The sequence below is a fragment of the Fulvimonas soli genome (genome assembly GCF_003148905.1).
Taxonomy (GTDB): Bacteria; Pseudomonadota; Gammaproteobacteria; order Xanthomonadales; family Rhodanobacteraceae; genus Fulvimonas; species Fulvimonas soli.
Window position 1 is genome coordinate 250,628 of sequence record NZ_QGHC01000006.1, and the last position, 19,486, is coordinate 270,113.

The following is a 19,486-nucleotide window of genomic DNA, read 5'->3' on the forward strand; positions in this document are numbered from 1 at the left end:
GCCGCGGCGGGCGGGTCGCCTCACTTCGCCGTCAGGCGCAGGCCGTGCCTGCGGCAGACGTCGATGGCCGGCAGGCGCAGGATGCGGCCGTCGCGGAAACCCACGCGGAAGTCGCGCAGGCAGCCGCCGGCGGGCAGGTCGACGGTGACCGCGTCCAGGCCGCCCTGCAGCGGCCGGCCCAGCTCGATGTCGCGGAAGTCGCCGCTGCCGGCGGGCGCGACGGCGAGCGAGGTCACGCTGTCGAAGCTGGCGTTGACGAGGTAGAAGTGCGGCGGCGCCGTGCGCCCGTCGCCGGGGCGCGGAATGTCGGCGGTGGCGGCGGGCGGCGCGGCGAGGGCGAGCAGCACGATGGCGGGAGCGATGGCGCGGATCGGGGACATGGCGGTTCTCCGGCTGGGGGCGAACCGCGCGCGGCGCGCGGTCGCGGCACGGATCAGGCCGGATCGGGGCGCCCGCGCGGAAGCGTTCCGGGACGAATCGTCGTGGCGCGGCGGCGAATCGTAGCGATGGCGCGCGGCGCTTTTCAGACATGGCGGCGCGCGCCTAGGATGCGGCCATCGACCGTCTGGACGTCCGCGATGAAGGTCCGCCTGGGCAGCACGGAAATCGGCCTGGCCCGCTACCTCGGCCTGTGGAGCGTGGTGGCCCTGGTGTTCGCCGTGCAGGGCTACCTGCGCGACGACCTGAGTGGCCACACGTGGTCGGTCTCCGACTACCTGCGCTGGTCGGCGATCCAGTGGTACACCTGGGCCGCGCTGACGCCGCTGGTGTTCCGGCTGGCGGCGAGCTACCCGGTGCGGGTGCCGCTGCGCCTGCGCGAGCTGTGGATGCCGCTGCTCGCCAGCCTGGGCGTGACCGCGCTGGCGCTGATGATCGGCGCCATGGTGTCCACCTTCTTCGAGCCCAGCGGGCTGGCCGAGCAGTGGCGGCAGTTCGTCGGCCAGCATGCCGCCACCGGCATGCTCACCTGCTGGGCGCTGTTCACGATCCAGCAGGCGATGCGGTTCCGCGAGGAGACGACGCGCCGCGAGCTGGAGGCGAGCCGGCTGGCCGCCGAGCTGGCGCAGTCGCGCCTGCAGGTGCTGCGCACGCAGCTGCAGCCGCACTTCCTGTTCAACACCATGCACGCGATCGCCACCCTGCTGCACGAGGACGTGCCGTCGGCCGAGGACATGCTGCTGCGCCTGAGCGACCTGCTGCGCGCCTTCCTGGAGGACTGCCGCGGCCAGGAGATCACCCTGCGCCAGGAGCTGGTGCTGCTGAACCTGTACCTCGGCATCCAGCGCGCGCGCTTCAAGGACCGCCTCGCCACGCGCATCTACGTCGACCCCGGCACGCTGCGCTGCGCGGTGCCCAGCCTGATCCTGCAGCCGATCGTGGAGAACGCCATCCGCCACGGCATCGGCGCGCGCGTGGGCGAGGACTGCATCGAGGTGGAGAGCCGGCGCGAGGGCGACGCGCTGTGCATCGAGGTGCGCAACCGCAACAGCACGCTGGAGGCCGGGCCTTCGCCTTCGTCCGGGCACGGGATCGGCCTGTCGAACACGGCGCTGCGCCTGCAGGAGCTGTACGGCGACGCCGCCCAGGTGCGCCTGGACATGCTCTGGCCGCAGGGCGTGGCGTGCCGGCTGCGCCTGCCGTTCCGCGAGATCGAGGAGCCGGACGAGGCGCCGGAGGTCGCGTCCGCGTGAGCATCGCGGTGCTGGTGGTGGACGACGAGCCGATCGCGCGCCACGCGATCGTGCGCCTGCTGCGCGACGACCCCGAGGTGGAGCTGCTGGACGAGTGCGGCGACGGCGCGTCCGCCGTGCGGGCGATCCGCGCCCGCTCGCCTGACCTGGTGTTCCTCGACATCCAGATGCCCGCGATGAGCGGCATGGACGTGGTCGCGGCGGTCGGCGCGGAGCGCATGCCGGCCACGGTGTTCGTCACCGCGTTCGAGCAGTACGCGGTGCGCGCGTTCGAGGCCAACGCGGTGGACTACCTGGTCAAGCCGTTCGGCCGCGAGCGCTTCGCCCATGCGCTGGCGCGTGCCAAGGCGCGGCTGGCCGCCGGCGCGGCCGCGGGCACCGCCATGTCCGCGCGCATCGCGCAGGCGCTGGAGGCGCTGCGCCGGCGCGACGACTATCTCGAGCGCATCCCGGTGCGCGTCGACGAGCGCATCGTCTTCGTCGACGTGGACGACATCGTGTGGATCAAGGCCAGCCGCAACACCGTGCTGATCCACCTGTCCGACCGCGTGCACGAGCTGCGCGAGACCCTGGGCGCGCTGGCCGAGCGGCTCGACCCGCGGCGGTTCGCGCGCATCCACCGCTCGGCCATCATCAACGTGCGCCGCGTCCAGGCGATCCATCCGTGGTTCAACGGCTACCACGTCGTCACCATGGACACCGGCCAGAAGCTGCGCATGAGCCGCTACCAGCACGAGACCTTCCTGCGGCTGGTCACGGCGCGGGGCGGCAAGCCGGCGGATTGAGCGCCGGGCGCCCGCGGCTGCGGCCATGCCGGCCACGCACGGCGTAGGATGGGGCGAGGCCAACCGAGGAGCCGTTCCATGCCGCCGTTCGTCCGCCGACTCGCCCTGGGCTTCGCCCTGTCCCTCGCCGTCGCCGGCGCGCACGCGGCGACGGACCCGTGGTGGAAGCACGCGGTGATCTACGAGATCTACCCGCGCAGCTTCGGCGACAGCAACGGCGACGGCGTGGGCGACCTGCGCGGCATCGCGCAACACCTGGACTACCTGCAGAAGCTGGGCGTCGACGCGATCTGGATCGCGCCGATGTATCCCTCGCCGCAGGTGGACTTCGGCTACGACATTGCCGACTACGAGGCGGTGGACCCCCAGTACGGCTCGCTGGCCGACTTCGACGCGCTGCTGCGCGAGGCCGGCCGGCGGCACGTCCGCGTGATCCTCGACATGGTGCTCAATCACACCTCGGACAGGCACCCCTGGTTCGTCGAGTCGGCCCGTTCGCGCGACAACCCCAAGGCCGACTGGTACGTCTGGAACGACGGCGTCGACGCGGATGCGCCGGGGGTCACGCCGTTCCAGAAGCGCTTCGAGCACGACGGCAAGGTGCCGCCGAACAACTGGGAGTCGGTGTTCGGCGGCTCCGCGTGGGAGTGGGTGCCGGCCCGCAGGCAGTTCTACTACCACCGCTTCTACCGCCAGCAGCCCGACCTCAACTGGCGCAACCCGGCGGTCGAGCAGGCGATGTTCGGCGCCATGCGCTTCTGGCTGGACCGGGGCGTGGCCGGTTTCCGCCTCGACGCGATCTCCACGCTGTTCGAGGACCCCGCGCTGCGCAACGACCCGCAGCGCCCCGGCACCAACGCGCAGGGCGATCCGAACCTGCATTCCCTGCACAGCGACAACCTGCCCGAGGTGCACGAGGTGATCCGCCGCATGCGCGCGATGGTGGACAGCTACCCGGGCGAGCGCGTGCTGATCGGCGAGACCTACACGCCGGACGTCGCCGAGCTGGACAAGTGGTACGGCGGCGCGCGCCGCGACGAGCTGCACCTGCCGATGAACACGCTGCCCGGCTTCGGCGCGCAGGCCAGGTTCGACGCGGGCTGGTTCCGCAAGGCGCTGGAGGACGCGCAGGACGTGCACGGCCAGCCGCTGATCGTGTTCGACAACCACGACAACCCGCGCTCGATCGACCGCTTCGGCGACGGCCGCCACGACGTGCAGCGGGCCAAGGCCATCGCCACGCTGCTGCTGACCACGCGCGCGGCGGCGCTGACCTACTACGGCGCGCCGCTGGGCATGACCACGGCCACTCCGACGCGCAAGGAGGACGTGCGCGACCCCATCGGCATCACCGGCTGGCCGAAGGAGAAGGGCCGCGACGGCGAGCGCACGCCGATGCAGTGGACGCCGGGGCCGCAGGCGGGCTTCTCGACCAGCCCGCGCACCTGGCTGCCGGTCAACCCCAACCACGTCACGGTCAACGTGCAGACCGAGCTGGCCGAGCCCGGCTCGCTGCTCAACTGGTACCGCACGCTGATCGCGCTGCGGCGCGCGAACCCCGCGCTGCGCGACGGCGCGATGACCTTCCTCGACCGCGCCGACCCCGACGTGCTGGTCTACCGGCGCGAGGGCGCCGAGCCGGTCACCGTGCTGGTCAACTTCAGCGGCGGGCCGCGGCGGGTCGGGGCGGGCCTCGTGCAGGGCGCGGTGCGCACGCTGGCCGCCACCGATCCCGCGCTGGCCAGGGCCACGACGCTGGACGGCGCGACGCTGCCACCGTATGCCTCGTGGGTCGTGGCGCCGAAGCACTAGCTAAAGCGTCAGGCCGCCGGTTGAGTCGCCTCGCGGAGGCGGCCCGCAGGCGGGTCGTGGCCGGCGTTCGCCTGAAGTGGCCGGCGCGATGCCGACCATGTGCACCCGGTGCGTCTTGCCGCTGGGCGGGCGCGCGATCCGGTTCCTTTCGCTTGAACGATCCCCGGCCGGCCATGCGGGGCGTTATTGCCTGTCGGCGGGGCGGGCATGGTTGACGCCCGTCATTTACCTGACTAAAGTCAGGTAATGGACTCGAGGCATCTGCAACAGGTACGCCGCTTCAACCGCGCGGTCACGCGGCGGATCGGCGCGCTGGCCGACGACTACCTCGGCTGCGGGCGCCCGCTGGGCGAGGCGAGGCTGCTGTTCGAGATCGGCCGCGAAGGCGCGGACGTGCGCGACCTGCGCGCGCGCCTGGCGCTGGATTCCGGCTACCTCAGCCGGCTGCTGCGCTCGCTGGAGCGGCAGGGGCTGGTGTCCTCGCGCCGCGCCGCCGACGACGGCCGGGTGCGGCGCGCGGTGCTGACGGCGAAGGGGCGCAGCGAGCTGGACGCGCTCGAGCGGCGCTCGCAGGACGCCGCCGCCGCCCTGCTGGCGCCGCTCGGCGAGCGGCAGCGGGAGCGCCTGGTGGCGGCGATGGGCGAGGTGGAGCGGCTCATGCGCGCGGCCGCAGTGACGATCGAGCCGGCCGACCCGGACAGCGCCGACGCCCGTGCGTGCATCGAGACGTACTTCCGCGAGCTGGACGAACGCTTCGAGGGCGGCTTCGACCCTGCGCGAGGTCCCAGCGCCGAACCGGAAGAACTCGTGCCGCCGGCCGGGCTGTTCCTCATCGCGCGCCTGGACGGGCGGCCCGTGGGCTGCGGTGCGCTGAAGCTCCGGGGCAAGGGCATGGGCGAGATCAAGCGCATGTGGGTGGAGCCTGCCTCGCGCGGGCTCGGCATCGCGCAGCGGCTGCTCGATGCGCTCGAGAGGCACGCCGCGGAGGCCGGCGTGAACGTGCTGCGGCTGGATACCCATCGCGCGCTCGACGAGGCCCGCTCGCTGTATGTCCGCAATGGCTATGCGGAGACCGCGCCATACAACGCCAATCCTTATGCCCACCACTGGTTCGAGAAACGCGGGCTGCGGCGGCGTTCGTAGGGTGGCCGGTTGGCCTTGCCACGCCGTGCCGCTCCAGTGAGCGGCATGCGCGGCGCCCGGCGCAGCGGGTGGTGCCGTCGTGTCTCTCCGGTCAAGGCGCGAAGCGAAAGCGCTCCACGCGCCCCACCTTGGCCAGCGCCGCCTGCACCCTGGGCCGTTTGAGCATGGCCTGGCGGAGCGCATCGATCTTCTGTTTCACCGGAGTCATGGGCACGTCCGCATACTCCTGTGCGGCAACCAGGGCGTCGCTGCGCCAGCGGGGATTGTCCAGGCGCTCCACCATCACGTCGGCCGCCGCGTCGATGTCGCCCTGTGCGAGCAGGGCGTTCTGCCAGGTCGCAATCGCATCGATGCGATGCTCGCGCAGGTAGGCCACGGACTTGGCCGCGGCGGCGGCGTCCCCGTTCTGGAGGAAGGCGCGCAGCTTGACGCCTTCCAACTGCATGCGGCCGAAGTCGCTCAGTGGGCCGACCTCGGCCACGGCGTCCAACGCCTTGTCGGGTCGACCGAGGCTGTCGTACAGGCTGGCGAGGTTGATCGCCTGGCTCACGTTCAATTCGCCATTCTCCGGTCGCCGGGTGGCGCGCGCCAGTTGCACGGCGGCTTCGTCCCAGCGGCCCAGTCCCTCCAGCACGTCGCTGCGCGCATTGAGCAGCCAGATGTATTGTTCGTCGAAGTCGAGATAAGGCTTGGCGTCCTGGCTGCCTTGCACTTTTTCGATGGCCTCGTCGGCGAGCGCCAGCGCGCGGCCATACTCGCGGGTGGACAGCAGCAGGTTGATCAGATGCACGCGGGGTTCCAGCAGCCCGGGCGTCGCCTTCATCCGCGTTTGGGCTTCCGCGATTTCGGCGGTCATCAGCCGATCGACGTCGAAGGCTTGCGGGGCGGCCTGGGTGATCGGGTCGAAGCGCTTGTCGACGCGCATGCTGAGCGCGACGCGCGCCGAGCGGATGCGGGTGGCGACGGCCTTCGCCCTGGAGAGGTCGCCCTTGTCGATGAGCAGGCGCGCCAGCTCCCGCCACAGGCCGCTAGGCTCGCCGTCCTCGTCCGTCCACTTGAGATCGAACAGCGCCTGCAGCATGTCCAGCGATTCGGCATCGTTGCCGTGCTTGGCCAGTTCGCGCTGGATGGCGTAGATGGCATTGCTCCGGACGCTCTCCATGGAACCGGGCCATCGGCGTGACAGGGTCGCCACGCAGAGCGCGGCATCGCGGTAGTTGTAGAGGACGAAGGCGGCGCGCAGCCGCGCAGACCAGACCGCGTCGTCCGCTTCGTCGTAGTGGCTGGCCTGCACCAGCAGGCCGTGTGCGGCGTCGTAGCGCCCGTTTTCCAGGGCGATGGTGCCGTCCAGGGTGAGCGCGAGGTAGCGCTCCGGTTCCGGCAGGAGCATGAAACCGTCGGAATTGACGATGCTGTCCAGCATCGCGGCTGCCGCGCCGAGCTGGCCCTGCCTGGCCAGGATGGCGCTTTGCACCAGCTTGCCGCGCAGGCTCGCGGCGATATCGGACGAAATGGTCTGCGGCGGCGATTGCGGCGTGATCGAAGCCTGCGCGGCGCCTGCGCCGAGCAGCAGGCCGACCAGGAACCAGATGCTCCTCATACTCCACTCCCCCTGAAATGGCGTGCCTAAGGTGCCTGTTTCCCGCCTTGGATGAAAGGTGTGGAGCGGCGAGTGGCCGCGGCAAGCCGCTGACGCCCCGGCAGCGTCGTGGGGACAGGGTCACGCAAGGAGCAGCTTCTTCCGGATTGGGCATCGGCCCGCTCAGCCGGGATAGTCGAGCCTGGGATACCAGTCCGTGCCGCGGCCCTCCGGCGTGCAGTCGAGCACCGTCCACAGCGGCATCAGGTCGGGCGCGCCGCGCGGGTCCTGGCCGGGGTCGGCGGTCTCCGGGCCCATCTCGCCGCTCCAGAAATGGCGGACGCCGCCGCGGCGGGTGAACACGTTGCAGGCGGGGATGTCGCTGCCGTCCTCGGCGACGCCGAAGTAGTCGCGGCTGTAGGCGCCGTCGACGTCCGAGTACAGCCTGAGGTGGCGCCAGCCGCGCTCGCGCTTGAAGTCGAGCAGCCGCGCGAGCGGCGAGCGCGCCACCACCGCCAGCGCCGCGCGCTGGCCGATGTCGCGCGCCTCGCCGTCCCAGGCGGAGAGCAGCGAGGTGCACATCGGGCAGGGACGCGCGCGCTGCGGGCCGAACATGTAGCTGTAGACCACCAGGGTCGGCTTGTCGCCGAACAGGCCGGCGAGATCGACCTCGCCGTGCTCGCCCTGGAAGCGGTAGCGTCCGCCGACCTCGCCGCCGGGCGGCAGCGCGCGGCGCTGTTCGGCGACGCGCTCGATGTGGCGGCGCAGCTCGATCTCCTCGGCGAGCAGGGCCTGGCGCGCGCGGCGGTATGCCGCGCTTTCGTTGGGGAAGCGCGTGCGGTTGCGCGCGGCGAGTTCGGCGGCGGGAACGAGGGCGGGGGCTTGGGTCATGGCCGGTCTCCGGGTGGGATCAATCGCGGTCGGGCGCGCCGAGCGGGAAGCAGCGGCGGTAGGGCCGCGCCTCGTCCACCGCGCGGGCGAACGAGGGACGCGCCAGCAACCGCTCGCGGTAGGCGCGCACGTGGCGGAAGGACGGGTCGATGGGGTGGGTCCAGTCGGCATAGAACAGGAACGGCGCGGCGCCGCAGTCGGCCAGGCTGAAGGCATGGCCGGCCGCCCACTCGCGGCCGGCCATGTGGCGGTCGAGCCAGGCGTAGGCGGTCTCGAGCATGGCCCTGGCCTCCGCCACGCCGCGAGGGTCGCGCTCGGCTTCCGGGCGCAGGCGGTCGAACACCACCTTCTGCTGCGGCGTGGAGACGTAGTTGTCGAAGAAGCGGTCGAGCATGCGCACCTCCAGCGCCACCCGCGGGTCGAACGGGATCAGCCGCACGGGGCCCGGATAGGCCTGGTCCAGGTACTCGACGATGCAGCTGGCCTCGAGCACCGTGCGGCCGCCGTCGGCCAGCACCGGAAAGCGCTTCATCGGCCACAGCGCGGCCAGTTCCTCGTTGGCGGCGGGGTCTTCCAGCGAGCGGTAGTCGAACGGCGTGCCGTTCTCGTACAGCGCCACCAGCGCCTTCTGGCTGTAGGAGGAGAACGGGTGGGCGTAGAGCCTGGGCAACTGCGGCATCGAGGTGTCCTTCGGTGGAGGGGTTCCCATGGACGACGAACGGCCGCCGGCGGAATCGACAACCGGGTCGCCCGCCATTCGCGGCCGCTATCGATTCCGCCCGCGCCGGTTCGTCGCGCCGATGAAGCGCGCCGGGCGGCGGTTTCCCGGAGCGGAGCGCGGGAAGGCGCCTTCGCCGGAAACGGCGGCGGCCTGCGTTCCGCTATGCTCCCGGCCATGCCGGCACGGACAGGGAGGCGGTGATGGGAACGGGCTTGCGTTGGGCGGCACTGGCCGCCGCCGTCTTCATGCTGGGCGCGTGCGCCACGCATCCGGCTGCGCCGCCGAAGTCGGGCGATGCCGGGCCGGCGGAAGAACGCCCGGACCCCGACGTGCAGCGCGTGGTCGACGGCGTGCGGATGATCCAGCAGGGGCATATCCAGGCGGCCATCGACGGCCCGTTCGACGAGGTTGCCCGGCGCTACGAGGCGCAGTACGGCGCCAGCAAGGAGAAGATCTTCAGCGCCCGCGGCACCGCCGACGCGCTGCTGTACGCCAGCCTGGCGGTGAGCGCGAAGCCGCCGTTCTCGGCGCGGGTGCTGGGGCCGGCCTGGGCGATGGCCTACTGGGGGCGCGGCTACGCCTACAACGAGATGGCGCGCTACGACGACGCCATCGTCGAGCTGCGCAAGGCGCTCGCGCTGGCGCCGATGGACAGCCAGTACAAGATCGAGCTGGCCTACGCCTACCAGCAGAAGCGCCAGTGGGACGAATCGCTGGCGCTGTACAAGGACGCCGAGGCCAATGCCGACCTCACCACCGCCGACGTGCCGGAGATCAAGTGCAAGGCGCTGCGCGGGCAGGGCTACGACCTGGTGGAGCTGCACCGCTACGAGGAGGCCCGGGCGGCCTATCGCGCCTGCCTCAAGCTGGTGCCGGACGAGCCGCGCTCGCTCGGCGAGCTGAAGTACATCGACGCGGTGCAGGCGAAGGGGAAGTAGCCCCGCGGGGCCACGGCGGTCAGCGTCCCGCGCGGCGGCGGCGCCAGTGCTTCCAGCGGAGCTCGGCCAGCACCAGCGCGCGCCGGATCGGCCGGCGCAGCGGCGGCAGGTCCTGCGCGAGCAGCAGCAGGCCCAGCGGCAGCATCCACAGCCCCAGCACCGGCAGGAAGCTCAGCAGGCCCGCGGCCACCAGCAGCAGTCCGACCAGCGCGCGCAGCGAGCGGGCCGACGGTTCGCGCAGGCGGCGGAAGCCGCGCGCCATCCAGCCCGGCAGGCGTCGTTCCAGGCGGTCGAGCCGGCGGTGCAGGCGTTCCTCGTCTTTGTTCTTGCCCATCCGTGCCACGAATAGCACGAAGCGCTCCGTCGCGTAACGGCCACAGGCAACGGCGGGCCGTTTTTGCCGGGCGGAAATCGATGCCCGCTTGTGCCGTCCGCGCTGCTGCGCCATCGTTGCGCGCCAAGGGGGAATGTCCATGGATGCAGATATCGGGGGCCGCGGCGCGGCCGTGGAGATCGCCGGTTTCTGGCGGCGGCTCGTGGCGCTGGCGGTGGACCTGTTCCTGCTCGGCGTGGCGGGCATGATCGTGGGCGGGCTGCTGTTCGACGCGCTCGCGCGCATGGGCGGCTATGCGCGGCTGCCGGGCTTCGCGCTCGCGCTGCTCTACTTCGGCCTGTGCAACAGCCGCCTCCGCGGCGGGCAGACCGTCGGCAAGATGCTGCTCGGCATCCGCGTGGTCGACCGCGCCGGGGCGCCGCTTTCCGTGCCGCGCGCGATGCTGCGCTACGCGGTGCTGGGCGTACCGTGCTTCCTCAACGGCGCTCCCGTCCTGGGGCCCGACGCGCCGCTGCCGCTCGACGCGCTGCTGTCGCTGCTCGTGTTCGGCGGCCTGCTGGGCACCGCGTACCTGTACGTCTTCAACCGGCGCACGCGCCAGACGCTGCACGACCTGGCGGTGGGCTCCTGCGTGGTGCGCGCCGAACCGGGAGAGACGAGGCCGGTCGCCGCGGTCTGGCGCGGGCACTACGTGGTGCTGGGACTGCTGGCGGTGCTCGCCCTCGGTTTGCCGCTCGCGCTCCACCGGCTGGCCGGCGGCGACGCCTTCGCCGGGATGCTGCCGGCCTACCGGACGCTGACGCGCGAGCCGCACGTGCTGAACGCGCTGGTGATGCGCGGGTCGGCCTCGTTCAACGGCACCGGGAGTCGCTACCTGCAGGCCAGCCTGCGGCTCGACGCGCCGCTGCTCGACGACGCCGGCCTGGCCCGGCGCGCCGCCGGGGTGCTGGCCGCCAGCGACGACGGCCGCGCCGAGGATGCCTTCGTGGTGATCCTGGTGTACGGCTACGACATGGGCATCGCCCACGGCTGGAAATACCGCAGCTACACCTACCGGCCGGACGAGCTGCGGTAGCGGTCGCGCTCAGCCGGCGAGCGCGCGGCGCAGCTCCTGCAGGGCGGGCAGCAGGCGCTCCGGCTCGCGCAGCGCCCGGCGCGCCTGGCCGACGGCCTGGCGCGCGCGGCCGGGCGTGGCGCCCTGCTCGATCAGGCGCACGGCGTCGGCCCGGCAGGCCGCCAGCGCGTCCGCCCAGTCGGCCGGCTGCCGGCGGCGCAAGCGGCGCGTCAGCAGGCGGGCGGAGCGGAACGGCCGCGCCGCCTGCTGCAGCCGTTCCAGCGCGGCCACGAAGCCTGCGGGGCTTCGGGACGCCGTCGCGGGATCGAGCGCCTCGGCGAGCGCCGCGAGCGCGTCGGCCAGCCGCCGTCGCAGCATGTCGGTCGAACGCACCGGCAGCACGAACCACGCGGCGGCCACGCCGATCAGCGCGCCGATCACGATTTCCTCCAGGCGCTGCCACAGCAGCGCCGCGGGCGGCGCGCCGGCGAAGCCCTGCAGCAGCGCCAGCGCCAGCGTCACGAACAAGGCCCACCAGGCGTAGCCCAGCGGGCGCAGCCAGACGCCGAGGAACAGGGCCGCGAGGATCAGCGCGGCGGTCGGCCAGCCCGCGCCGGCGTGCAGGCTGAGCGTAAGCGCCAGCACCGTGCCCGCCGCCGCGCCCAGCACGCGCAGGCCGCTCTTGTGCGCCACGTCCAGGCGGCCGCGGTTGCCGCTGTTGACGATGAAGGCGGTGAGCACGATCCACGACCAGCGCTCGGCGAAGCACAGGTAGCCCACCGCGAAGGAAGCCGCCAGCGCCACCGCCATCTGGATCGCCATGCGCGTGCTGGCCGCCGGGCGCAGCGTGCCTTCGCGCGCGGCGGCGGGCGCGGGCTCCGGCGGCCGCACGCGCGGCAGCAGGCGCAGCCGGCGCGCGAGGGCGTGGCACAGCGACACCCACAGCAGCGCCAGCAGCGCGACCGCCACCGGCGCCAGCGGCGCGGGCAGGAGGCCGCCCGGTTCCGCGCGCGCGTGCGGCACGGTGAGCAGGGTGACGAAGGGCAGCGCGACCAGCGCGCCGGCGCGGCGCGCCAACGGCCCGAAGCGGCGCAGCCAGACCGGCACCGACATGCCCGCGACGAAGGCCGCCGCGCCGAGCCACGGCGCGTGCCGCAGCAGCAGGCCGACGCCGACCGCGACGAGGCCGACCAGCGGCAGCGCCAGCGCGGCCTCCAGGCGCCCGCGCAGATCGCGGTCGAGCTGGCTGCGCGAGAGCGAGAGGCTCAGCACCACCGCCAGCACCGCCGGCCCGCGCCCCGGCGCGAGCGGCAGCGTGCAGAGCAGGGTGGCGAGCGCGGCCAGCATGGTCGTCACCGCCTCGGCCAGCGGCGGCAGCAGCGCGGCCGCGGTGGCGCGCGCCGCGCCCAACCATGCGGAAAGTCCAGGCTTCATGCGCGTCACCGGAGAGGAGGGCGCGGCGATTGTAGGCCCGGAGCGGGCGACGGGCTTCCGGCCAACGGCCCGGTCCATCGAGAATCCGTCCGTGCCTTGCGGAGAGCCGCCGATGTTCCGCTTCCCGTCCGTCCCGCCGCCGTTGGATGCCGGTGTGGCCCGCGCTCGCGGGATGGGCCGGAGGGGGACGCACCCTTCGGCACGGCGCGCGCCCGATGCGGGGCGAGTGCGCGCGCCGCGGTTGCCAGAGCCAGCGTGGCCGCGGCGGGCCGGCTTCGGAGGGACTAGTGCATGCTGTTCTCGGATCGGGCGAACGGGCCGGCCGAAACCATCGTCGCCGAGCTGCGCGACTACCCGGAATGGCGCCGCGGCCGCACGCGCTACGGCATCTGGATGATCCCGGTGGAGGAGCCGGCGCTGCTCGCCTACCTGCGCGACGCGCGGCGGCGCCTGGCCGACCTGCTGCATCCGTGTCCCCGGCGGCAGCCGCACCTGACGCTGTTCGTCTGCGGCTTCGAGAGCGCGGCGCGCGTGGCGGACGACGATTTCACCCCGGCGCAGCTGCGGCGGCAGATCGACCTGCTCGGCCGCGACGACGGCGCCGCCGGCGCGTTGCCGCTCGGCCGGCCGGACAGCTTCGCCAGCGCCGCCTTCGTGCCGGTCGGCGACCCGGAGGGCCGGCTCGCCGGCTGGCGCGCCCGGCTGGCGCGGGCGGCGCGCGAGGTGAGGCGGGCGCCCTACGTGCCGCACATCACGCTCGGCCTGTACCGGCGCCGGGTGGACGCCGCCACCGTCCGCGCGCGGCTGGCCGGGCTGGAGGCGCCGCCGGTCCCGCTGCCGGTCGGGGAGCTGCACTACGCCACCTACGAGGCGCGCGTGCCGCAGGGGGCGCTGTCGAGCCGCTGCCGCCTGCGCCTGCGCGGCGGCTGAACGGCGCGTGGGCGCTGGAATCCGTCCGCGACGCCCCCAGATTCCCTTTCGTGGGATGGCAGCGCGCCCTTCGCGCGGGCTTTCGCCGCCACCCGCTATCTTTCGTCCCAGGCATCACGCGGCAGCGGAGGGTTCCATGGCAACCGGTTGGGCAGGCGACGGCGCCGTGCAGGACCAGATCGACGCCACGGTCAACGACGCCGTGCAGCGGGCGCGCCGGCAGCTCAAGCAGGGACCGGGCCTGACGCACTGCGAGGAATGCGGCGCGGCCATCCCCGCGGCGCGGCGCAAGGCCGTGCCCGGCGTGCGCCTGTGCGTGGCCTGCCAGGAGGCGCACGACGCCGAGCAGCGCGGCGCCAGCCTGTACAACCGCCGCGGCAGCAAGGACAGCCAGTTGCGCTGAGGCCGGGACGCGCGGCTCGCGCCGAAGGCGGGCGGAGCAGGCGGTGCCTTCGCCGGCCGGCATGGCGGGGCCTTCGTCCGCGCGGCCGCGCTATCCTGTGCGCTCGTCCATGGCCGGGGTGCGATCCATGCGTGTCGAGGCGACGGAGGCGGAGGGCGCGGGCGACAGGTGGCTGCGGCGCTGGCGAATCCTGACCCGCCGCAACCCTTCGGCGCTGCTGCTGCTGGTCCAGCTGCTCTGCGTGCTGCTGTACCCGCTGGTGGAGGACCTGCGCGCCGCCAACACGGTGCTTGGCGTGGCCGGCGTGCTGATCCTGCTGCTGGCCCTGCGCATGATCCGCCATACCCGCGGCCGCCTGGCCACGGGCATCGCCCTCGCGGCGGCGGCGGTGGCGCTCAACGCCGGCTACCTGATCGGCGGCTACGCCGGCCTGCTGCCGTGGCAGGCGGCGATGGAGGCGGTGTTCTATTTCTACGCGGCGGCCTGCCTGGTCGGCTACATGCTGGCCGACCGGCGCGCCAGCACCGACGAGCTGTTCGCCGCGGGCGCCACCTTCACGCTGCTGGTATGGGCGTTCACCTACGTGCTGGCGTTGTGCCAGGCGCTGCAGCCCAGCGCGTTCACCGCCACCCAGGCCGGCACGCCGCGCGGCTGGACCGACCTGATGTTCCTCAGCTTCGCGCTGCTCTCCAGCACCGGCATCGGCGACGTGGTGCCGCTGTCCGGCCTCGCCCGCGCGGTGGCCGACGTCGAGATGCTCACCGGGGTGATGTACCTGGCGCTGGTGGTGTCGCGGCTGATCGGCCTGGCGGTGGCGCAGAAGGGCGACTAGCGCGTCGCGCCCCGCGGGCGATTGGCCGCATGCCCATGGCGCAGGACGCCCCGTTCGTGGCCCGGGCCGCGTCCCGCAGCGTCGAGCCACCCATCGCGCACCGGCCGGCCGCCCGGGACCAAGGCGGGATATGATCGACAGGCGTGGCCGGCGGGACCGGCCAGCGAGCGGCTGCCGGCCGTCACCCGGCGGCCGCTTCCAGATGCCAAGGGGGAATGCCATGTCGGACGTGATCGATTTTCTGGAGCGCATGGGCCAGGACGCGCAGCTGCGCGACGCCTCGCCCGAGGAAATGGCGCAGGCGATGGAAGAGGCGGGGCTGGAACCGGCCGTGCGGTCGGCGATCCTGGACGGGAGAGCGGGCCGCCTGCAGGACCTGCTGGGCCAGGGCGCGCATTTCTCCATCCTGATGCCGGGGGAGGAAGAAGAAGAGGAAGAGCAGGAAGACGAGGACGAGGAGCGCGAGCAGGAAGGCGACGAGCAGCTGGCTGCGTCGCATGGCATCCGCGCATCCGCCGCCTGACATCCATGTCCAGGCCCGGCAGCATGCGCCGAAGATGCCTGGCGGCGGGCATGTTCCTCGGCCTGGCCATGGGCGCGGCCGCGACGGACGCGCCCATGGCCGGCGGCGAGGCGGCGTCGCTGCAGCGCGCCGACCGCATCAAGACGTCGAACCATGCCGAGTTCGTGCAGATCCTGCACCGCCTGGAGCAGGAGAGGGCGCGGCTGCCGCCGGAGCAGCAGAGCTACCTGCGCTACCTCGAAGCCTGGCAGGTCGCCTACGCCGGCGACTACGAAAGGGCCAGCTCGCAGCTCGGCGCGGTCATCGGCCAGTCCGACGATCCCGTGCTGCGGGTCCGGGCCCTGGCCACGCTGGTCAACATTCTCGGCGTCGGCCACCGCTACGAGGAGGCCTTCGCCCGGATGAGCCAGATGCTGGAGCAGCTGCCGCGGATCGACGACAAGGCGGTGCGCTACCAGGCGCTGGGCGAGGCGGCGCAACTGCTCATCGCGGCGGGCCAGTACGAGCTGGCGGTGGGCTACGCCGACCAGATGCTGGCGGACCTTCCTCCCGGCGAAAGCGCCTGCAAGGCGATGTTTTTCAAGCTCCATGCCCGCTATCGCAGCGGCGAGGCGCGCGAGCCCGACGCGGTGTTCCAGGAAGGCGTCGACACCTGCGTCAAGGCGGGCGAGATCCTGGTCGCCAACGCCATGCGCGCGGACGTGGCGGCCCTGGACATGAGGCGCGGGCGCGTCGCGGACGCCATCGCGCTGCTGGAGAAGAACTACGCCGACGTCCGGCGCGACCAGTACCCCAGCCTGACCGCGCAGGTCGACGGCCTGCTGGCGCAGGCCTACTGGACGCAGGGGAACGTCGAGAAGTCGGAGCACTTCGCGCACGCCGTCATCGACAACGGCATCAAGGGGGAATACACCGAGCCGCTGAGCCAGGCCTACGAGGTGCTCTACCGGATCGCCCGCCAGCGCGGCGATTTCCCCGCGGCGCTGGCCTGGCACGAGAAATACATGGCGGCCGACAAGGGCTACCTGGACGACGTCGGCGCCAGGACGCTGGCCTACCAGATGGTGCGCCAGCAGGTGCAGGCGCGGAAGGAGCAGGTCGACGCGCTGAACAAGCAGAACCAGATCCTGCAGCTGCAGCAGGCGCTGGACCGCAAGGCGGTGGAGACCAGCCGCCTGTACATCGTCCTGCTGCTGACCGTGCTGGGCTTCATCGCGCTCTGGCTGTACCGGCTCAAGCGCTCGCAGCTGCGCTTCATGCGGCTGGCGCGCCGCGACGGCCTGACCGGCATCTACAACCGCCAGCACTTCGTGGCCGAGGCCGAGCAGGCGCTGGCCTATGCCAGGCGCTCCGCGCGCGGCGCCAGCCTGGTCCTGCTCGACCTGGACCATTTCAAGCAGATCAACGACAGCCATGGCCACGCGGTGGGCGACCAGGTGCTCAAGCAGGCCGTGGCGGTGTGCCAGCAGCACCTGCGCTCCACCGACATCTTCGGTCGCCTGGGCGGCGAGGAGTTCGGCATCCTGCTGCCCGAGTGCCCGATCGACCAGGTGCTGGCGCGGGCCGAGCGGATCCGCCGCGAGATCGAGGCGCTCTCCGGCGACGGCCACGATTCCGTGGTGACCGCCAGCCTGGGCGTGGCCTCCACCGCCCGCTCCGGCTACGAGCTGCGCCAGCTGCTGGTGGACGCGGACGCCGCGCTCTACCGGGCCAAGCGCGCCGGGCGCAACCGCGTCGTCTCCGGCCATGCGGATGCGGAGGATTGCGCCGCCGCCGGCTGAGCCGCGCCGGCGCCCGGGCATGGCGATTTCCCGCCGGCTTGCGTACCCTTCGAGAACCGTGGCTGGTTTTTTTTTGCCACCGCATGTAAACGTTTACGTCCATGCCTTTCCCGCGCCGGGGCCATGCGGCTGCGCACAACGATCTTCAAGGACTCATGAAGCTTCCATCCCCCCTTTCCCTGCGTCCCCTGGCGCTGCTGCTCGGCCTGGCGCTGGCCGGCGCCGCGTCCCTGCCGGCCGCGGCCGCGCCGCGTCCGGCGGTGCGGCCCCCGAACGCGCAGCTCGCCTCGCCGGAGATCGAGCGCCGCGTGGAGGCGCTGCTCAAGCAGATGACGCTGGAGGAGAAGATCGGCCAGCTGGTGCAGTACAACGACGTGGGCTACACCGCGCCGACCACCGCGGACGGCGGCTCGCCCGCGCTCGCGGCCAACCCCGAGACGCGCGTCCACGTGGACGCGATGCAGCTGGCGAAGGAAGGCCGCCTGGGCTCCATGCTCAACGTGATCGGCGCGGACAAGACGCGCGCCTTCCAGCAGGCGGCGATGGCCAGCCGCCTGCACATCCCGATCCTGTTCGGCGCCGACGTGATCCACGGCTACCGCACCATCTACCCGGTGCCGCTGGGCCTGGCCGCCTCGTGGGACCCGCAGCTGGTCGAGGACGTCTCGCGCATGTCGGCCGGGGAGGCCACCACCGCCGGCGTCAAATGGTTCTACTCGCCGATGGTGGACATCTCGCGCGACGCGCGCTGGGGCCGCTCCACCGAGGGCGCGGGCGAGGACGCCTACCTCGGCGCGGCGATGGCGCGCGCCTACATCCGCGGCTACCAGGGCGACGACCTGTCCAGGCCCGACGCGGTGGCCGCCTCGGTCAAGCACTTCGCCGCCTACGGCGCCGCCGAGGCCGGGCGCGAGTACAACACCACCGACATGTCCGACATCCGCCTGCGCCAGGTCTACCTGCCGCCGTACCGGGCGGCGGTGGAGGCGGGCGCGGCCACCCTGATGAGCGCCTTCAACGCGCTCAACGGCGTGCCGGCCAGCGCCAACCCGTACCTGATGGACGAGATCCTGCGCAAGGAATGGGGCTTCGGCGGCTTCGTGGTGAGCGACTACACCGCGGTGATGGAGCTGACCAACCACGGCGTCGCGCTGGACGCCGCCACGGCGACGAAGAAGGCGCTGGAGGCCGGCGTGGAGGTGGACATGATGTCCCACTTCTACGACACGCAGATCCCCAGGCTGCTCGCGGAGCACAAGCTGTCGATGGCCACCGTGGACGAGGCGGTGCGCCGCGTGCTGCGGGTGAAGTTCGCGCTGGGCCTGTTCGAGCATCCGTATGCGCGGCCCGGCGAGGTGACCCGCGCGGTGCCGGAGCACCGCCCGCTGGTACGCCGCGCCGCGGAGGAATCCTTCGTCCTGCTGCGCAACGAGCCCGCCGGCGGCGCGCCGGTGCTGCCGCTGGCGAAGGGCGTGAAGCGCATCGCGCTGATCGGCCCGCTGGCCGACGCCAGCGGCGAGATGCAGGGCGCCTGGGGCGGCGCGCAGCACGTGCCCGACGTGGTGACCCTGCGCGACGCGCTGCAGGCGCGCATGCGGGCCGCCGGCGGCACGCTGCTCTATGCCGAGGGCACCGGGATCGAGGGCGACTCGCAGGCCGGCTTCGCCGAGGCGAAGCGCGCGGCCGGGCAGGCCGACGTGGTGGTGATGGCGCTGGGCGAGTCGAGCGCGATGAGCGGCGAGGCCGGCTCGCGCGCGCACCTGGACCTGCCCGGCAACCAGCAGCAGCTGCTGGAGGCGGTGGCCGCCACCGGCAAGCCGGTGGTGCTGGTGGTGTTCTCCGGCCGGCCGCTGGTGCTGGACTGGGCGGCGAAGCATGTGCCGGCGATCCTCGAGGCCTGGTTCCCCGGCACCGAGGCGGGCAACGCGCTGGCCAACGTGCTGTTCGGCGACGTGGCGCCCAGCGGCAAGCTGCCGATGAGCTTCCCGCGCGCGGTGGGGCAGGAGCCGCTGTACTACAACCAGTTTCCCACCGGCCGCCCGGCCGGCGCGGCCGACCTCGGCAAGCCGCCGGCCGGCGACACGCGCTTCATCTCGCGCTACATCGACGTGCCCAACGACGCGCTGTTCCCGTTCGGCTACGGCCTGAGCTACACCACCTTCGCCTACTCGGACGTGCGCGTCTCGCGCGCCTCGCTGCCGCTGGCCGAGGCCAACCGCGCCGATGCGAAGGGCCTGGTCACGGTCACCGCCACGGTGAAGAACACCGGCGCGCGCGAGGCCACCGAGGTGGTGCAGCTGTACGTGCGCAACCTCGGCGCCAGCGTGGAGCAGCCGGTGCGCAGTCTGCAGGGCTTCCGGCGCGTCACGCTCAGGCCCGGCGAATCGCGCCAGGTGAGCTTCCCGCTGGGCTTCGACGAGCTGTCGTTCTACGACGTGCACAGCCGGCGCGTGGTCGAGCCCACGCATTACACCGCGTGGGTGGGCGGCAGCTCGCTGGCGGACCGGCAGGCGGAGTTCGTGGTCACGCCGTAGCGGCGGCGGGGAAGGTTCCGCGCGCGTGCGGCCTGCGCCGGCATGCCTCGGCTCGTCATGCCGGCGCAGGCCGGCATCCAGGGCGACGCGGCATGGATGAG

At 72.8% G+C, this 19,486-nt stretch carries 18 protein-coding genes; 12 read left to right on the plus strand and 6 right to left on the minus strand.

Annotated elements, in window-relative coordinates; translation table 11 throughout:
• Nucleotides 1–20 precede the first annotated feature (20 nt).
• Nucleotides 21–380, minus strand: a complete 360-nt coding sequence (locus tag C7456_RS09850; RefSeq protein WP_109723565.1) for a hypothetical protein — start codon at nucleotides 378–380, stop codon at nucleotides 21–23.
• A 198-nt stretch (nucleotides 381–578) separates the two neighbouring features.
• Between C7456_RS09850 and C7456_RS09855 the strand changes: the two genes are divergently transcribed.
• The 4 genes from C7456_RS09855 (at nucleotide 579) to C7456_RS09870 (ending at nucleotide 5,431) form a co-directional block, all read left to right on the plus strand.
• Nucleotides 579–1,691, plus strand: coding sequence for a sensor histidine kinase (locus tag C7456_RS09855; protein ID WP_109723566.1), 1,113 nt, complete (start codon nucleotides 579–581; stop codon nucleotides 1,689–1,691).
• Nucleotides 1,688–2,476 carry a LytR/AlgR family response regulator transcription factor gene (locus tag C7456_RS09860; RefSeq protein WP_109723567.1) on the plus strand — a complete coding sequence of 263 codons (789 nt, stop codon included), beginning with the start codon at nucleotides 1,688–1,690 and terminating at the stop codon, nucleotides 2,474–2,476. Before C7456_RS09855 ends, C7456_RS09860 begins: the two co-directional genes overlap by 4 nt.
• 78 nt (nucleotides 2,477–2,554) lie before the next feature.
• A complete protein-coding gene (locus C7456_RS09865) occupies nucleotides 2,555–4,288 on the plus strand; it encodes an alpha-glucosidase (RefSeq protein ID WP_109723568.1) in 1,734 nt (577 codons plus the stop codon).
• Nucleotides 4,289–4,534: 246 nt separating this feature from the next.
• Nucleotides 4,535–5,431 (plus strand): bifunctional helix-turn-helix transcriptional regulator/GNAT family N-acetyltransferase, encoded by an 897-nt coding sequence (locus C7456_RS09870; protein ID WP_109723569.1) that lies wholly within the window; start codon nucleotides 4,535–4,537, stop codon nucleotides 5,429–5,431.
• A gap of 91 nt (nucleotides 5,432–5,522) precedes the next feature.
• Here C7456_RS09870 and C7456_RS09875 read toward each other — a convergent pair whose 3' ends face one another.
• From C7456_RS09875 to C7456_RS09885, 3 genes are all read right to left on the minus strand, one after another.
• Nucleotides 5,523–7,031, minus strand: a complete 1,509-nt coding sequence (locus tag C7456_RS09875; protein ID WP_109723570.1) for a tetratricopeptide repeat protein — start codon at nucleotides 7,029–7,031, stop codon at nucleotides 5,523–5,525.
• 162 nt (nucleotides 7,032–7,193) lie between these two features.
• Nucleotides 7,194–7,901, minus strand: a complete 708-nt coding sequence (locus C7456_RS09880) for a DUF899 family protein (protein ID WP_109723571.1) — start codon at nucleotides 7,899–7,901, stop codon at nucleotides 7,194–7,196.
• A 19-nt stretch (nucleotides 7,902–7,920) separates the two neighbouring features.
• Nucleotides 7,921–8,580: a glutathione S-transferase family protein gene (locus C7456_RS09885; RefSeq protein WP_109723572.1), complete on the minus strand. Its 660-nt coding sequence runs from the start codon at nucleotides 8,578–8,580 to the stop codon at nucleotides 7,921–7,923.
• A gap of 242 nt (nucleotides 8,581–8,822) precedes the next feature.
• Here C7456_RS09885 and C7456_RS09890 point away from each other — a divergent pair, with 242 nt between their 5' ends.
• A complete protein-coding gene (locus C7456_RS09890) occupies nucleotides 8,823–9,560 on the plus strand; it encodes a hypothetical protein (protein ID WP_109723573.1) in 738 nt (245 codons plus the stop codon).
• A 19-nt stretch (nucleotides 9,561–9,579) separates the two neighbouring features.
• Here the strand turns inward: C7456_RS09890 and C7456_RS09895 are convergent, their stop codons facing one another.
• Nucleotides 9,580–9,912, minus strand: a complete 333-nt coding sequence (locus C7456_RS09895; RefSeq protein WP_245889821.1) for a hypothetical protein — start codon at nucleotides 9,910–9,912, stop codon at nucleotides 9,580–9,582.
• A 121-nt stretch (nucleotides 9,913–10,033) separates the two neighbouring features.
• On the opposite strand from C7456_RS09895, the gene C7456_RS09900 reads away from it, so the two are divergent.
• Entirely contained in the window at nucleotides 10,034–10,969 is a 936-nt protein-coding gene (locus C7456_RS09900; RefSeq protein WP_170120201.1) for an RDD family protein, read from the plus strand.
• Between the two features lie 9 nt (nucleotides 10,970–10,978).
• On the opposite strand, the gene C7456_RS09905 is transcribed toward C7456_RS09900, so the two are convergent.
• Complete coding sequence (locus tag C7456_RS09905; protein ID WP_139942875.1) at nucleotides 10,979–12,382, minus strand: FUSC family protein; 1,404 nt, start codon at nucleotides 12,380–12,382, stop codon at nucleotides 10,979–10,981.
• A gap of 291 nt (nucleotides 12,383–12,673) precedes the next feature.
• Between C7456_RS09905 and C7456_RS09910 the strand changes: the two genes are divergently transcribed.
• The 6 genes from C7456_RS09910 to bglX all read left to right on the plus strand — a co-directional run bounded on the left by C7456_RS09910 (nucleotide 12,674) and on the right by bglX (nucleotide 19,385).
• Nucleotides 12,674–13,312 (plus strand): 2'-5' RNA ligase family protein, encoded by a 639-nt coding sequence (locus C7456_RS09910; protein WP_109723577.1) that lies wholly within the window; start codon nucleotides 12,674–12,676, stop codon nucleotides 13,310–13,312.
• 136 nt (nucleotides 13,313–13,448) lie between these two features.
• Entirely contained in the window at nucleotides 13,449–13,715 is a 267-nt protein-coding gene (locus C7456_RS09915; RefSeq protein WP_109723578.1) for a DksA/TraR family C4-type zinc finger protein, read from the plus strand.
• Between the two features lie 127 nt (nucleotides 13,716–13,842).
• A complete protein-coding gene (locus C7456_RS09920) occupies nucleotides 13,843–14,547 on the plus strand; it encodes an ion channel (RefSeq protein WP_109723579.1) in 705 nt (234 codons plus the stop codon).
• 220 nt (nucleotides 14,548–14,767) lie between these two features.
• On the plus strand, nucleotides 14,768–15,070 hold the full coding sequence (locus C7456_RS09925) for a hypothetical protein (RefSeq protein ID WP_109723580.1): 303 nt from the start codon (nucleotides 14,768–14,770) through the stop codon (nucleotides 15,068–15,070).
• Between the two features lie 23 nt (nucleotides 15,071–15,093).
• Nucleotides 15,094–16,851, plus strand: a complete 1,758-nt coding sequence (locus C7456_RS09930; RefSeq protein WP_245889822.1) for a GGDEF domain-containing protein — start codon at nucleotides 15,094–15,096, stop codon at nucleotides 16,849–16,851.
• A gap of 155 nt (nucleotides 16,852–17,006) precedes the next feature.
• On the plus strand, nucleotides 17,007–19,385 hold the full coding sequence (gene bglX / locus C7456_RS09935; protein ID WP_109723582.1) for a beta-glucosidase BglX: 2,379 nt from the start codon (nucleotides 17,007–17,009) through the stop codon (nucleotides 19,383–19,385).
• The last annotated feature ends 101 nt before the right edge of the window (nucleotides 19,386–19,486 follow it).

Bases quoted from the DNA above. Each gene is read 5' to 3' on its own strand.
- C7456_RS09850 (WP_109723565.1), bottom strand. From the start codon at position 380: ATGTCCCCGATCCGCGCCATCGCTCCCGCCATCGTGCTGCTCGCCCTC.
- C7456_RS09855 (WP_109723566.1), top strand. From the start codon at position 579: ATGAAGGTCCGCCTGGGCAGCACGGAAATCGGCCTGGCCCGCTACCTC.
- C7456_RS09865 (WP_109723568.1), top strand. From the start codon at position 2,555: ATGCCGCCGTTCGTCCGCCGACTCGCCCTGGGCTTCGCCCTGTCCCTC.
- C7456_RS09870 (WP_109723569.1), top strand. From the start codon at position 4,535: ATGGACTCGAGGCATCTGCAACAGGTACGCCGCTTCAACCGCGCGGTC.
- C7456_RS09875 (WP_109723570.1), bottom strand. From the start codon at position 7,031: ATGAGGAGCATCTGGTTCCTGGTCGGCCTGCTGCTCGGCGCAGGCGCC.
- C7456_RS09880 (WP_109723571.1), bottom strand. From the start codon at position 7,901: ATGACCCAAGCCCCCGCCCTCGTTCCCGCCGCCGAACTCGCCGCGCGC.
- C7456_RS09885 (WP_109723572.1), bottom strand. From the start codon at position 8,580: ATGCCGCAGTTGCCCAGGCTCTACGCCCACCCGTTCTCCTCCTACAGC.
- C7456_RS09890 (WP_109723573.1), top strand. From the start codon at position 8,823: ATGGGAACGGGCTTGCGTTGGGCGGCACTGGCCGCCGCCGTCTTCATG.
- C7456_RS09900 (WP_170120201.1), top strand. From the start codon at position 10,034: ATGGATGCAGATATCGGGGGCCGCGGCGCGGCCGTGGAGATCGCCGGT.
- C7456_RS09905 (WP_139942875.1), bottom strand. From the start codon at position 12,382: ATGAAGCCTGGACTTTCCGCATGGTTGGGCGCGGCGCGCGCCACCGCG.
- C7456_RS09910 (WP_109723577.1), top strand. From the start codon at position 12,674: ATGCTGTTCTCGGATCGGGCGAACGGGCCGGCCGAAACCATCGTCGCC.
- C7456_RS09915 (WP_109723578.1), top strand. From the start codon at position 13,449: ATGGCAACCGGTTGGGCAGGCGACGGCGCCGTGCAGGACCAGATCGAC.
- C7456_RS09920 (WP_109723579.1), top strand. From the start codon at position 13,843: ATGCGTGTCGAGGCGACGGAGGCGGAGGGCGCGGGCGACAGGTGGCTG.
- C7456_RS09925 (WP_109723580.1), top strand. From the start codon at position 14,768: ATGTCGGACGTGATCGATTTTCTGGAGCGCATGGGCCAGGACGCGCAG.
- C7456_RS09930 (WP_245889822.1), top strand. From the start codon at position 15,094: ATGCGCCGAAGATGCCTGGCGGCGGGCATGTTCCTCGGCCTGGCCATG.
- bglX (WP_109723582.1), top strand. From the start codon at position 17,007: ATGAAGCTTCCATCCCCCCTTTCCCTGCGTCCCCTGGCGCTGCTGCTC.